At 35.1% G+C, this 15,012-nt stretch carries 13 protein-coding genes; 11 read left to right on the forward strand and 2 right to left on the reverse strand.

The window, feature by feature from the left end; translation table 11 throughout:
- Positions 1-20 precede the first annotated feature (20 nt).
- Positions 21-1,505: a xylulokinase gene (locus ABD715_RS14940; RefSeq protein ID WP_344789109.1), complete on the reverse strand. Its 1,485-nt coding sequence runs from the start codon at positions 1,503-1,505 to the stop codon at positions 21-23.
- Positions 1,506-1,687: 182 nt separating this feature from the next.
- Positions 1,688-2,662: a type I phosphomannose isomerase catalytic subunit gene (locus tag ABD715_RS14945; RefSeq protein WP_344789110.1), complete on the reverse strand. Its 975-nt coding sequence runs from the start codon at positions 2,660-2,662 to the stop codon at positions 1,688-1,690.
- A 194-nt stretch (positions 2,663-2,856) separates the two neighbouring features.
- Here ABD715_RS14945 and ABD715_RS14950 point away from each other — a divergent pair, with 194 nt between their 5' ends.
- The 11 genes from ABD715_RS14950 (at position 2,857) to ABD715_RS15000 (ending at position 14,999) form a co-directional block, all read left to right on the forward strand.
- On the forward strand, positions 2,857-3,192 hold the full coding sequence (locus tag ABD715_RS14950) for an arsenosugar biosynthesis-associated peroxidase-like protein (RefSeq protein ID WP_344789111.1): 336 nt from the start codon (positions 2,857-2,859) through the stop codon (positions 3,190-3,192).
- A gap of 175 nt (positions 3,193-3,367) precedes the next feature.
- Positions 3,368-4,426, forward strand: a complete 1,059-nt coding sequence (arsS, locus tag ABD715_RS14955; protein WP_344789112.1) for an arsenosugar biosynthesis radical SAM (seleno)protein ArsS — start codon at positions 3,368-3,370, stop codon at positions 4,424-4,426.
- A gap of 2 nt (positions 4,427-4,428) precedes the next feature.
- Positions 4,429-5,112: a TIGR04282 family arsenosugar biosynthesis glycosyltransferase gene (locus ABD715_RS14960; RefSeq protein ID WP_344789113.1), complete on the forward strand. Its 684-nt coding sequence runs from the start codon at positions 4,429-4,431 to the stop codon at positions 5,110-5,112.
- Positions 5,113-5,166: 54 nt separating this feature from the next.
- The gene (locus ABD715_RS14965; RefSeq protein WP_344789114.1) at positions 5,167-8,358 is read left to right on the forward strand and encodes a SusC/RagA family TonB-linked outer membrane protein; all 3,192 of its coding nucleotides are present in this window, start codon (positions 5,167-5,169) and stop codon (positions 8,356-8,358) included.
- A 41-nt stretch (positions 8,359-8,399) separates the two neighbouring features.
- Positions 8,400-9,842, forward strand: a complete 1,443-nt coding sequence (locus ABD715_RS14970) for a SusD/RagB family nutrient-binding outer membrane lipoprotein (protein WP_344789115.1) — start codon at positions 8,400-8,402, stop codon at positions 9,840-9,842.
- Entirely contained in the window at positions 9,835-11,178 is a 1,344-nt protein-coding gene (locus ABD715_RS14975) for a sodium:solute symporter (protein WP_425567981.1), read from the forward strand. The genes ABD715_RS14970 and ABD715_RS14975 overlap by 8 nt, the downstream gene beginning before the upstream one ends.
- Complete coding sequence (locus tag ABD715_RS14980) at positions 11,163-11,999, forward strand: metallophosphoesterase family protein (RefSeq protein ID WP_344789116.1); 837 nt, start codon at positions 11,163-11,165, stop codon at positions 11,997-11,999. Before ABD715_RS14975 ends, ABD715_RS14980 begins: the two co-directional genes overlap by 16 nt.
- 29 nt (positions 12,000-12,028) lie before the next feature.
- A complete protein-coding gene (locus ABD715_RS14985) occupies positions 12,029-12,523 on the forward strand; it encodes a rhodanese-like domain-containing protein (protein ID WP_344789117.1) in 495 nt (164 codons plus the stop codon).
- Positions 12,516-13,145: a TIGR04282 family arsenosugar biosynthesis glycosyltransferase gene (locus ABD715_RS14990; RefSeq protein ID WP_344789118.1), complete on the forward strand. Its 630-nt coding sequence runs from the start codon at positions 12,516-12,518 to the stop codon at positions 13,143-13,145. Before ABD715_RS14985 ends, ABD715_RS14990 begins: the two co-directional genes overlap by 8 nt.
- Positions 13,138-13,950 carry a purine-nucleoside phosphorylase gene (locus tag ABD715_RS14995; RefSeq protein WP_344789119.1) on the forward strand — a complete coding sequence of 271 codons (813 nt, stop codon included), beginning with the start codon at positions 13,138-13,140 and terminating at the stop codon, positions 13,948-13,950. Before ABD715_RS14990 ends, ABD715_RS14995 begins: the two co-directional genes overlap by 8 nt.
- Before the next feature lie 152 nt (positions 13,951-14,102).
- The gene (locus ABD715_RS15000; protein WP_344789120.1) at positions 14,103-14,999 is read left to right on the forward strand and encodes a sterol desaturase family protein; all 897 of its coding nucleotides are present in this window, start codon (positions 14,103-14,105) and stop codon (positions 14,997-14,999) included.
- Positions 15,000-15,012: the final 13 nt, after the last annotated feature.

Raw genomic sequence — 15,012 nt, forward strand, 5'->3', positions numbered from 1 at the left:
TTTTGGCTTGTAGTTATTAGTTATTTATTTTTTAAAATTAATTCCAATTCTGCTTTCCATTTCTCATAAGCTTGCACGTATGGTTCTTTATTACCTAGTGGCTTATACGTCATAACATGGTCGTTATTTGTAATATTATCGCCAAACTTTTTAAAATCGCCATCGGTTAAACCTGCTGCTCTTGCTGCTCCAACAGCGCCTGTAGTATTATAAATTTCTATTTCGTAACCAATTAAAGTCGCTACGGTATTAGAGAAAATTTCTGATCTGAATAAATTATCGTTACCTGCTCTAATTACATTTACTATAGCATTATCGTTTTTTAAAATATCCATACCATAAACAAAAGAAAACGCTATGCCTTCAAGAGCTGCGCGATACATATGTGCATCGTTATGCTTATTAAAGTTAATATTACAATAATGCGTACCTATATTTTTATTATTAAGAATACGCTCTGCTCCGTTTCCAAAAGGAATAACACATAAACCTTCAGATCCTACAGGTACTTCACCTGCTTTAATATTCATCTCTTCGTAAGACTTTGCAGCCATATTATCTTTTAACCAACGGTACTGTATTCCAGAACCATTAATACACATTAACTTTCCTAAAACTGGCTTTTCTTTTGTGTAGTTTACGTGTGCAAAATTATTAATTCTTGAAGATTCTTTAGATTTTAAGGCATTTGTTACCGCATAAATAACTCCCGATGTTCCTCCTGTAGCAGCAACTTCGCCATGATTAAACACATTTAAAGATAATGCATTGTTAGGTTGGTCTCCTGCGCGATAATTTACCGTAGCACCTATTGGCAAGCCCGTTTCTAAAGCACCTTTTTTATTAACTGTAGATTGATTTGTAAAATTCTCTACAATATCTGGAGTTAATGCTTCATCGATACCATAATGTTCTAATAAAAAACTGGCAAGTGTATCATTTTCAAAATCCCATAAAATACCTTCAGACAATCCGTTTTTTGTAGTATGAATTTGCCCTGTTAATTTATAAGCTATAAAATCGCCAGGAAGCATGTATTTATATATTTGAGCATAAACTTCTGGCTCATTATCTCTAACCCATTTTAACTTTGAAGCAGTAAAATTACCTGGAGAATTTAATAGTTTATCGGCACATTTCTCTTCACCTATTTCTGTAAAAGCCTTGTTACCAATATCTACTGCTCGACTATCGCACCAAATAATAGAATCACGAAGTGGCTCGCCTTGCTTATCTACCACAACCAAACCATGCATTTGGTAAGATATACCAATGCCCACAATTTTAGAAGCATCTATATTTGCTTCTTTAATAGCTCTTTGTGTTGCCTTACAAGTATAAGCCCACCATTTATTAGGGTCTTGCTCTGCCCAATCTGTGTGCACAGCAATAATTTCCATTTCGTTTTCTGGCTCGTTTAAAGCCACTAACTTTTCTCCTGTTTGTGCATTTACAATGGCAACTTTTACAGAAGAACTTCCTAAATCATATCCTATATAATACAAATGCTGAATTTTTAAAATACCCGTTTGAGATTGGGAAATTAAAAATTCAGCATCAATTTCAACATAATTTAATGTAAGTCTTTACTCTTTTTTACGAAAAATTTAAGTTATAATAAAAAAGAGAGGTTCCAATAATTATTCAAGCACCTCTCTTTAATGTGTTTAACAACACTAATTTAAAACTACAACGACGCCTCTAAAACACGCGTATTCTCGCTAGACGTTAACTTAACATTTGTTGTTGTGGCTGGTAATAAAATAGTTTCTCCTGTATTCATGGTATAAATACCTGCTTCGCACTCAAGTTTTAAAGCACCTTCAACACACATATATATTACAAAAGAATCTGTATTTGTATAATCCCTATTTATCTCACCATTAATTTCAACTATGTTGGTTTTAAAATAAGGCGAGTGTACTAATTTTTTAGATGCATTTGTTTCAACCTCGTAAGCTGTTTCATAATCATCATAAAACTTATAGTCTATAGCATCAACAGCCATATCTGTATGCAACTCGCGCATTTCACCAGTTTTAGCATCTACTCTATTGTAATCGTAAATTCTATAAGTAATGTTCGATGTTTGTTGTATTTCTGCCAACAAAACCCCAGCGCCAATAGCATGCACACGACCTGTTGGTATGTAAAATGTATCTCCTCTTTCAACTTTTTCAATATTCAAAATATCGGTAAGCGTTCCATTTTCTACATGTTTAACATAGGCATCCTTCTCTACATCTTGATTAAAACCAACAATTAATTCTGCATCTTTATCGGCTTGCATAATGTACCACATTTCGTTTTTTCCAAACGAGTTGTGGCGCTCTTTAGCCAACTCGTTACTAGGGTGCACTTGTATAGAAAGTGGTGTTTTAGCATCAATAAATTTAATAAGCAACGGAAAATCTGTTCCAAAATCTTCATAAACTTTATTCCCTACAAAATCACCTTTAAACTGCTCGGTTAATTGTCTTAATGTTTTTCCTGCTAAATCGCCATTAGCCACAGTAGTTTCGTTTCCATCTACATCCGATATCTCCCAAGACTCACCAATAGAATCTTCTTCATACGTTTTATTTAGTACAGTTTTTAATTTTTCTCCGCCCCAAATACGGTAGCTATAAACAGGATTAAATTTTAAAGGATACAATTTCATGTCTTTCGTAGTTTATTTTTCATTGCTAAAATAACACAGTATTTACAGCTATCCAAGCATACTATTCTAAAACACAGCGCAAGCGATTGCATAAAAAATAAAAACAGCATTTTAACGTACTTTTATGTTAAGTAAGTTTCTTTTTTACGACTTAATTAACTAGTTTTCATTTTTCATGATCTAAAACATTATCAATGTCAAAAACATATTACGATCCAGCCGATTTAAGAAAGTTTGGAAAAATAACAGAATGGAACGAAGAATTGGGCAACAAATTTTTCGATTATTACGGTAAAGTATTCGAAGAAGGCGCACTAACAGCCCGCGAAAAATCGTTAATCGCACTTGCAGTAGCGCATACAGAACAATGCCCGTATTGCATAGACGCTTACACCAAAGATGGTTTACAACGCGGCGTAACCAAAGAAGAAATGATGGAAGCCATACACGTTGGTGCAGCCATAAAAAGTGGCGCAACCCTTGTACATGGCGTACAAATGATGAATAAAGTAAACAAATTAGACGGATAGATTTTGGGCGCTACCCAAGGGTCGGGCTTTTCGCAGTCGCTTTTTTGTGTTGCATACGTGCAACAACACAAAAAGAGCTCCAACAATGCTACAATCCCTAGCGCAATTATCCGCCAGGTGCTGTTTTAAAAACTAAAACAACATCTTAATTTATAAAAATCTGTAAAAACAATTAATGGCAGCAACAAAGTCTTTACAAAAGCGCGACAGCGACTTAGCAAATAGTAACAGGCAACTCGAAATTTTATCAAATGGTATCTTTAAAAATGGAGAATTACCAACCTTTAAAGATAAAATATCCGAAACAGGCCAATTTCCGCTTAAAGCGAAAAAACTAGAAATACTACAAATAAACGTAGGCTACATGTGTAACCAAGTTTGCGACCATTGCCATGTAGATGCAGGTCCAGACCGAAAAGAAATTATGACGCGCGACACCATGCGCCAATGTCTAGAGGTTATAAAAAACACAGGTGCACACACACTCGATTTAACGGGTGGCGCACCAGAAATGAATCCAGATTTTCGTTGGTTTGTGGAAGAAGCAGCAAAAGCAGGTATTAAAGATTTTATTGTACGCTCTAACCTAACCATAATTAGAGCCAATAAAAAATACTACGATTTGCCAGAGTTCTTTAAAAAACACAACGTACACGTAGTAAGCTCTATGCCACATTGGACACGCGGAAAAACAGATAAACAACGTGGCGATGGTGTTTTCGATAAATCTATTAAAGCCCTACAAGACCTCAACGCTATAGGTTATGGTATGCCAGGCAGCGATTTACGCCTAGATTTGGTTTACAATCCGTCGGGAGCCTTTTTACCAGGAGACCAAGTGGCTATGGAAAAAGATTTTAAAAAAGCACTAAAGGAAGATTTCGATATACAATTTCATAATTTATTTGCTATAACCAATTTACCAATTGCAAGGTTTTTAGATTTTCTAATAGCATCAGAAAATTACGAAGATTATATGTATTCGCTAGTCGAAGCCTATAACCCAACAGCAGTAGAAAACGTGATGTGTACCAACACCTTATCTATAAGTTGGGATGGTTATTTATTTGATTGCGATTTTAATCAAATGCTAGATTTACCCGTAAACAGTAAAGCCAAACATATTAGCCAATACAACGAAGAACTGCTAGAAGGCAGAAACATAGTAATTTCTCAACATTGTTACGGTTGCACTGCTGGTGCAGGAAGTAGTTGCCAAGGCGTGGTTGCATAAAGATGAAAGAAAATAAAATAGCCATATTAATTTTTGCAAACTCTGCCGAGAAGGAGATGGTTTCTAAACCGTTTTCATCAAGCAGTTTGTTTGAAGCTTTAAACCTTCAAACCATAAATATTGCAAAAAAAACAGGCTTACCGTATTTTCATCTTAACGAGGCGCAACAAGTTGGCGCTAACTTTGGCGAGCGCTTTACAAATGCCATACAAACAGTTTACAACCAAGGCTATAATAGTGTCATTACTATTGGTAACGATACGCCACACCTAACAAGTAAACATATTTTAAAAACTGCCGAGAAACTAAAAACACATCATGTGGTTTTGGGCCCATCTACAGATGGTGGTTTTTATTTAATGGGTTTAAAAAAACAACAATTTAATCCCGATGTTTTTCTAAAGTTGCCTTGGCAAACCACCAATTTAAACAGAAGCATTTCTAAGGTTTTAGCTTCTAAAAAATCTAATATCCATTATTTAGAAGTATTAACAGATATTGATAATGCTTCAGATATAAAACTAGTTTTAAATAGTTTCAAAAGTATTTCGACTACTATAAAATCGATTTTACTTCAGTCTATTTTAAACATTTCAAAAATAATAGCTTATCATAACATTGCCTTTAACAACTTCATTTTAAATAGGCAACACAACAAGGGATCCCCTGCACTACTTCATTTATAACTAACATATTTAAAAAGTCTTTCCGAAGATTTAACTCAACTTTTATACTCATAAATGAAGCATATTTTACTATGCATAACGTTTGCTATATTTGGTATTACGCATGCACAAACAACTATAACGGGTCGTGTAACAGACTCGCAAAGCAATAACCCGCTCCCGTTTGTTAACATTACAAGTAACAAAACCGGAACTATTACCGACGAAAACGGAAACTATACTATAGATGTAAATTCTAAATCGAGTGTTTTAAAATTTTCCTTTATAGGCTACAAAACAGAAACCGTTACCATAGCAAACAATACCGTTATAAATATAAGTTTAGCCGAAGATGCTGCTGCACTTAACGAAGTTGTTATTACTGCCTTGGGCATAAAACGCGAATCTAAAGCTTTAGGTTACTCTGTTCAATCCATAAAATCTGAAAGCTTAACCGAAGTAAAAACAGTTAACTTTCTTGATAATTTACAAGGTAAATTAGCTGGTGTTACGGTTACCCAAGGCGCAACAGGTGTAGGCTCTACTTCTAAAATTACTATTCGAGGCGAGGCATCTTTCTCAAACAACAATCCGCTTTTTATTGTCGATGGCACACCAATTAACAACGAAACCGTTTTTAATTTTACAAACGAAGCTGCTGCTGGTTTCCAAGAAATAGATTTTGGAAATGGCGCTATGGAAGTTAACCCAGACGATATAGAATCGGTAACCGTTTTAAAAGGCGCTAGTGCTGCTGCACTTTACGGAACCAGAGCATCAAACGGTGTTATTGTTATAAAAACCAAAGACGGAAGAAACCAAAAAGGATTTCGAGTAAGCTTAAACTCATCGGTTACTATAGATTCTGCTTTTAAACTTCCCGATTTTCAAAATGAATATGGTCAAGGTCAATCTGGCGCGTTCGAATACGTCGATGGTTTAGGTGGTGGCACAAGCGACAATATCACCTATTCTTGGGGACCACGATTGGATGCAGGGAATTTAATTCCGCAATTTGATAGTCCCGTTCAGCTTGCAGACGGATCTTTTGTTCGTGGTGGCGATACAGCATTGTACAATGGTTTACCTATTACCCCAACACCTTTTAACTCGAATCCAAATAACTTAAAAGACTTTTACGAAACAGGCGTAACCACATCTAACAACATATCCATTTCTAATGGGTTTAACACAGGAAGTTATAGATTATCGTTTACCGATTTAAGAAGCGAATCTATTATTCCAGGTGTAAACCTAGATCGACAAACTGTTGCTACAAAACTTAATTTTAAACCTTCGGAAAACACAGAAATTAACACATCTATAAGTTACGTTAATTCAAGTAGCGACAACCGACCATCTAACGGTTACGGAAGTGAAAACGTAAACTACTCTCTTGTTGCTTGGGGACCACGGTCTTTAAATATTAATAACTTAAAAAACTACTGGCAACCCGGTTTAGAAGGTGTGCAACAATACTCCTTTAACTATACGTTTTTCGATAACCCTTATTTTATTTTATTAGAAAACAGAAATGCTTTTAATCGCGATAGAATTTTTGGAAACATTGCGTTAAAACAACAAATTACAGATCATTTAAGTGTTTCGTTAAGAACGGGAATGGATTACAGTAGCGAAACCAGACAACTACTAAGAAACTTTAGCAGTAACCGTTTTAAAAATGGTGCCTATGCAGAGCACGATGTTAAATACAGAGAAGTTAACACCGATTTCTTAATCAATTACAAAAACCAATTCGGCGATTTTTCTTTTGATATTTCTGCTGGTGGCAATCGATTAGACCAAACTGCATCTACAAAACAATCGCAAACTGTAAACTTAGCACAACCTGGAATTTTTAGCTTAAACAATGCTGCTTCGCCCATAGAAGTTTTTCAATTTAAAAGTAATAAACGCATCAATTCACTTTACGGTATTGCAAAATTAGGGTACAAAAATTATTTGTTTTTAGATATTACAGGACGTAACGATTGGTCTAGCGCCTTAGCAACACCTTTTTCTGTAGATGGCACATCATTTTTCTATCCTTCAGCTTCTGCTAGTTTTGTTTTATCTAACGTTGCCAAATTACCAAGTGCTATTTCCTTTGCTAAACTGCGTGCGAGTGTTGCGCAAGTTGGTAACGATACAGGAGCTTTTCAAACCTCGGGAGCTTTTGTTTCTCAAACACCATTTAATGGTCAGCCAACATTTAGCAACCAAGATTTTATACCTAACGCTAATTTAAAACCCGAACAAACTACAAGTTACGAGATTGGCACTGATTTACGATTCTTAAAAAACCGTATTAATTTAGATTTTACCTATTACAACGCGACAACCAAAGATCAAATTATTTCGTTACCCATTGCTATTTCCTCTGGTTATAATCAGCAAGTTGTAAATGGTGGAGAAGTAAACACACAAGGCGTTGAAATTGTTTTAGGCGTTACACCTACTAAAACCCAAAACTTTAAATGGCATAGTACGTTTAATTTTGCAGCTAACCGAGCTACAATAGAAAACTTACCGCAAAACGATGGCCGATTAACGCTCGCTTTTAGCCGAATTTACGATAGCGCCAACCAAACCGTTTGGTTTCAAGTTGAAGAAGACGGACGCATTGGCGATTTTTACGGTACAGGGTATTTAAAAAACAGTGATGGTGAATTTGTAATTAATGATAACGGAGAATTTATTGCTGATAATAATTTACAAAAACTCGGCAATTACAACCCTGATTTCACTTTAGGATGGAACAACAATTTCAATTACAAAAACTGGAATTTAAACTTCCTTTTCGATTGGAGACAAGGTGGCGAAATAGTATCTAGAACACGTGCCTTGGGTAATGTTGGTGGCCAATTAGCAGAAACCGCGTTTAGGCCAGAGGCAGGTATTGTTGCGCAAGGCGTTAACCAAACTACCGGTTTAGCAAATACTGTTGCTGTTTCTGCAGAAAGTTATTACAGACAGTTTTACAACAGAAACCATGAAGAGAATAATGTATACGATGCTTCCTTTTTAAAATTACGTCAATTTGCTATTGGTTATAATTTCAAATTAAAAAAAGGGCTTTTAGGTCTGAAAAATGGAGGCGACTTAAACCTATCGTTTACCGGAAACAATTTATTCGCAATTACCGAAAACCCGCATTTCGATCCTGAGCAAATTGCTGTGCAAGGTAATGGTTTTGTAAGTGGTGTAGAAGATTTAAGTTATGCCACAACAAGAAGTTTTGGATTTAAAGTAGGCATCGATTTTTAAAAGCATGTTTTCGTTTTCGCGGAAATTAAAAATATCATTTTATGAAAAACACATTATACATATTAACTTTTTTAAGTCTTTGGATTACTATAAGCTGTACCGACGACTTTCAAAATATAAACACCAACCCAAACGCTCCTGTTTCAGTACAACCCAGCTTATTATTACGCCAAGTAATTTATAATTTTGGAGAAGAAATGAGCTATGAAGGTTTTGTTGCAGGCGATTTATTATCGCAACACCGTACTGCATTAGATTTTAATTTATTTGATAGGCACGCCCTTAAATCGCCACAATTAGGAGGTAACCCTTGGCCCATATTTTACACCAATTTACGCGATAATGAAATTATTTTAAATCAAGCTAAAACTATAAACGCTTATAAAGTATACGAAGGACCTGCGTTAATTCTTAAAGCCTACATGGCTGCAGGCTTAACCGATTTATTTGGAGATGTGCCTTATTTTGAAGCTTTTAATGGTGTAGACGGAAGCGTAACACCAGCCTACAACAATCAGGAAGATATTTACACTGGTGAAGATGGTGTTTTAGACAATCTAGACAAAGGCATTATTGCTATTCAAAACTACAACGATGCTATTGCTTTAGAAGGCGATATTTTATTTAATGGTGATTTACAAGCATGGATTCGTTTCGCTAATTCATTAAAAATTAAAAGTCTCATTAGAATCTCAGATAAAATAGATGTTTCGTCCGATTTACAAACTCTTTTTGACAATGACAATTATATAAAAAACAACACGCAAAATGCGGTATTCGATTTTACAAATTCAGATCCAAACAGCTTTAGATTAGCACAATTACGAGTGGGCGATTTTAACAATTTTGTGTTATCTGAAACTATGGAAGATATTTTAACCCATTTAAACGACCCTAGATTAAGTACACTTTTTAGGCCATTCTCTAACTCGACTACAAACGAATTTAATGGTTTATTAAATGGTATCGACGGTGCAGTTACCACTCCAAAACTAGCTAATTACTCACTAGCAGGAACTATGTTTAGAGAAGACACATCGACTTTAGACGCTAATTTTATAACCGCTTGGGAAGTTTATTTCGCTTTCGCGGAAGCTGCCACTAAAAACCTAATAACTGCTGATGCCAAGCAACTTTATGAAACTGGTGTTGCTCTAGCTTTTGAATATTGGAATACTGAATTGCCCGCAAATTACTTAACAGGAACCGCTGCTTTTAATGCTAGCAACAAAACGCCTTTAGAGCAAATTATTACTCAAAAATGGATTGCCAATACCATTAACGGTTACGAAGGTTGGATTGAATATAACCGCACGGGGTTCCCAGAGTTAAAAACCATTTCTGCCAGTTTAAATAACGATTTAATCCCTGTTAGAATGCCATATCCTGCAGAAGAAGCGACGCTAAATGCTGATAACTACGCTAAAGCAGCAGCCACAACAGATAATAACAGTATTAACAACCCAGTTTGGTGGAATGAATAATATAGACGCAACAACATGGCAATGGGTGTTAATTGTAGCATCGAGTTTAATACTCTTTTTATTATCGCCATTTGCAAAAACAAAAGATCAGTTTTTTAAAGCTACCAAAAAATTAAAAAAACCAAACACCTTGGTTTTAACAGGTAGCTTAATAATTTCCTGGATTTTTGCTAAAAGCATCACCAATGCAGCTAACTTAGGTTTAAGCTTTGGTCTTGTTGGTGGTGTGGCCTATGCTGGTTATTATTTATCTTTTGCTGTTGCTGGAATATTGCTTTATCAACTTAGAGTAAAAGGTGGTTTTAACAGCATACACCAATTTTTAACAACCAAATTTGGAAAAGGCGCCATGGCCATTTTTTCAGTTTTAATCGCATTTAGGCTTTTTAACGAAGTTTGGAGCAACACCATGGTTATTGGCAGTTATTTTGGAGCGCCTAGAAGCGAACCTTATTACTGGTCTATTGTTCTATTTACGGTATTAACATTGGCTTACGCCATTAAAGGCGGACTAAGCAGTTCTATTTTTACCGATGTTATTCAAATGGGACTATTTTCAGTTTTACTCATTGTTATTTTATATCAAGTTTTTTCTATAGAGAATTTTTCGATGCAAGATGTTACATCCTCAGGAACTTGGAGTTTCGAACTCGGTTTAAATCTATTTTTTGCTGCTATTATTCAATCTTTCAGCTATCCATTTCACGATCCAGTTTTAACAGACAGAGCCTTTATTAGTTCGCCAAAAGTAACCCGTCGCAGTTTTTTAATAGCGAGTGTTCTAGGTGCTTTTTGCATTATAGCTTTCAGTGTTATTGGTATTTATGCTCAAACCCAAAATATGGAAGGTCAGGCAGCAGTAGAAGTCGGCAAAGCTTTTGGTGTTATTATTTTACTTGTTATTAATTTTATCATGATAACTTCGGCAGCTTCAACTTTAGATTCTACTTTTTCATCGTTTTCAAAATTACTATCAATCGATTTAAACCTTGGAAAAAACGTAACATTCGGCAGGGTTTCTATGGTTCTTGTTGCTGTTCTAGGTACGCTTCCTGTATTTCTTAATGCAGAAATACTATCGGCAACAACCATATCGGGAACCATGGTTATTGGCCTAACACCAGTTTTTCTGTTTTGGAACCTAGATGTTCCTAAAATAAGTTATTACCTCAGCGTGGGTTGCGGACTCTTTTTCGGCATTATTTTAGTATTACAAATATTTCCAGAATCACTCATTTTTACAAAAGGAAAATACGCCAATTTATTATGGATTAATTTCTGGGGCGTTTTAAGTTGTATCACATTATATATTATTCCAAAATGGATAAAAAAATAGAACACTTAGGTAAACTTTCGGGCAAAGTATTACTCTTTGGTGGCGTTTATAGCAACCTTCAAGCTTTAGAGGCTATCAAGCAAATTTCAGAACAAGAAGGCATTTTGCCAGAAAACTGCATTTGTACAGGCGATATTGTTGGTTATTGCGCACAACCCGAAGAAACCGTGCAGCTTTTTAAACTTTGGAAAGCAAAAAGTATTGCTGGTAATGTTGAAATTCAGCTTAGCGAAGGCGCAGAAAATTGTGGATGCGAATTTAAAGAAGGATCGCGCTGCGATGGATTTTCACAACTATGGTATCCTTATGCGCAAAGTCAGCTTTCAAAAAACTCTTTAGATTTTATTAAAAGCATACCCGAGCACATCACTTTTAATTATGCAGGAAAAAATGTTATGGTGGTACATGGCTCGTACAGAAACACGTCGGAGTTTATTTTTAAATCTTCACCTTGGGAAGTTAAAGCACCTAATTTTTCACCAAGCAATAAAAACGACTACGATGTTGTAATTGGTGGACATTGCGGTTTACCTTTTAACGACTCGCAAAACAACAAATTATGGCTTAATCCAGGTGTAATTGGCATGCCTGCTAACGATGGTTCTCCTGCTGTTTGGTATGCTATTTTAAACGATACTACAGGGCATTTAGAATATAAACACCATACATTAAACTACAACTACAAGCTAACCAACAAGCTTATGCAAAACGGATTATTACCTCAAGAATACGCTAGAACTATAGTTACGGGTATTTGGGATAACACAGAAATTTTGCCCGCTCTAGAAAGTGGTTTACAAGGTTTCGGTGTTCAACTGTAATTTTCTTAAATTTGAGAGACTAAATAATTATGAAAAACATCATTTTAATTTTATTATTTCTTTGCAGTACCGCAGTATTTGCTCAAAAATCAATAGATAAACTTTTAAAAAAATATAATGATAATAGCATTCCGTATATTTCTCCTCAAGAATTAACTTTACCAGAAACCAATGTTTTTCTGTTAGACTCAAGAGAGTTAAAAGAGTACGAAACCAGTCACTTAAAAAACGCGATTCACGTAGGCTACGATCATTTTAAAATGGATAGTATTCATAAAAAAATTCCTAATAAAAATTCTAAAATTATAGTGTATTGCTCGGTTGGTATTAGATCGGAATCTATAGGAGACAGCCTAAAAAAAGCAGGTTATAAAAATGTAAAAAATTTACACGGTGGCATTTTTGAATGGAAAAGCAACAATTTACCCGTATATAACAAAGAGGAAAAAGAAACAGATAGCATACACACCTTCAATAAAACATGGAGTAAATGGCTAAAAAAAGGCATAAAAGTATATGAATAAAACACTTGTTATTGTTTTTGTAAAAAACATAAAACTAGGAAAAGTAAAAACAAGACTTGCCAAAACCATTGGCAACCAAGGGGCTTTTAATGTGTATAGCGAACTTGTAAAAGTTACAGAAAAAGCTACTAAAAACTTAAATTGTGATAAGCATATTTATTTTTCTGAAGCTATAGTTGAAAACCAATGGCCAAACGATTATAAAACGGTACAACAGGGAGCGAACTTAGGAGAACGCATGAAAAACGCCTTTAAAAACGGGTTTAATGCAGGCTACCAACGTATTATTTTAATAGGGTCAGATTTGCCAGACATAAAAAGCACACATATTAATGCGGGCTTAGAAAAACTAAAGCAAAGCAGTGCGGTTTTTGGTCCTGCCCAAGATGGTGGCTATTACCTCATTGGGTTATCTAAAATGCAAGAATTCATTTTCGAAAACAAGCCTTGGAGTCAAGAGCACTTACTAAAAGAAACACTAAACGAATTAACAAAAAACAAGGTAACTTTTAGTACCTTAGAGGTGTTAAACGACATCGATACTTTTGAAGATTTAATAGCATCTTCTTTTTATAAAAACAACATAAAATTACAAGAAAAAATTAAACAATTACATGATTAAACAAATAAACGAGACTGTAGAGTATTTACAAAGTAAAGGGTTCGATAGCCCAGAATTAGGTATTATTCTTGGTACAGGATTAGGTCAACTTTTAAACGAAGTAGATATTATAAAAGAAGCGAGTTACAACCACATTCCTAATTTTCCAACAGCAACCGTAGAGTTTCACAAAGGAAAATTAATTTACGGTAACCTATCAGGTAAAAAAGTTATTATTATGCAAGGTCGCTTTCACCTTTACGAAGGCTACACCCTACAAGACGTAACCTACCCGGTACGTATTATGGAAAAACTAGGCATAAAAACGCTATTAGTATCAAACGCATCTGGCGCCATAAATTTAAACTTTAAAAAAGGCGAACTTATGTTAATCGAAGACCACATAAACCTTCAAGGCGGCTCTCCTCTAGCCTTTAAAGGCGTAGAAAATTTAGGCGAACGTTTTACAGACATGAGTGCACCATACAACACCAATATAAACACCCAATTTAAAGCCATAGCCAAAGAGCAAGGCATTAAACTTCACGAAGGCGTTTACGCTAGTGTTGTTGGTCCGCAATTAGAAACAAGAGCAGAATACCGCATGTTAAAAATTATAGGCGCAGACGCTGTAGGCATGAGCACCGTACCAGAAATTATTGTTGCCAACCACTTAAATTTAAAAGTAGCAGCAGTATCTGTTTTAACAGACGAATGCGACCCAAACAACCTAAAACCAGTAGATATTAACGAAATAATAGCCATGGCAGGTAAAGCAGAACCAGAAATGATAACCCTGTTTAAAGAACTAATAAAAACACTTTAAACTATAGCGTTACCCAAGGGTCGGGCTTTCGCGAGTCGCTTCCCAAAGAAAAATTGGGAGAGCTCCAACAATCGCTCAATCCCTAACGCACACACCAACTATTGGCGGTTTATAACACCAAGTTATGGTCGCCAATATTTAGTTAGTTAACTATGAATAAGTATATAGAACTTATAAAAAACTCCTATTCTGGGTATTGGAATTATCTTAAAAACGAGATACTTTTTCAAAACCAATGGGATAATTATTTTTATGGACTAATAGCCATTTCACTTATTGTTTGGACTTTAGAAATTATTTTTCCTTGGCGAAAAAACCAATCTATTTTTAGAAAAGATTTTTGGCTAGACACCTTTTACATGTTCTTCAACTTCTTTATTCTAAACCTAATTGTATTTATAGCCTTATCTAACACCGCAGCACAGTTACTAAACGATATTTTAAAAACAGTAGGCTTATCGCTTTCTAGCTTTCAATTATACAACACTAACGATTTACCAAAATGGCTAGGCTTATTAATTTTCTTTCTAGTTTCCGATTTTGTTCAATGGAACACACACCGCTTATTACACCGGTTTGAGTTTTTCTGGAACTTCCATAAAGTACACCACAGTGTAAAAGAAATGGGCTTTGCTGCACACCTACGTTACCATTGGATGGAGCCTGTTATGTACAAGTCTATTCTTTACATTCCGTTAGCTTTAATAGCCAATTACAGCGCGCAAGATGTTGCCATTGTCTATTTTTTTAGCATAGCTATTGGCCATTTAAACCATGCAAACTTAGGTTGGGATTATGGTATTTTAAAATACATATTTAACAACCCTAAAATGCACATATGGCACCATGCAAAAGAATTACCAGAACATGTTAGGTATGGTGTAAATTACGGACTAACATTAAGTATTTGGGATTATCTTTTTAAAACAGACTACGTACCTCACAATGGCAGAGATATAGAACTTGGTTTTAAAAACGACGAACAATTTCCTAAAGATTTTATAAGTCAAGAACTTTACCCTAAATTCTCAAAAAAAGAGAATCTTTAAAATAAAATTAATT

This window comes from Postechiella marina (assembly GCF_039538365.1).
Classification (GTDB): domain Bacteria; phylum Bacteroidota; class Bacteroidia; order Flavobacteriales; family Flavobacteriaceae; genus Postechiella; species Postechiella marina.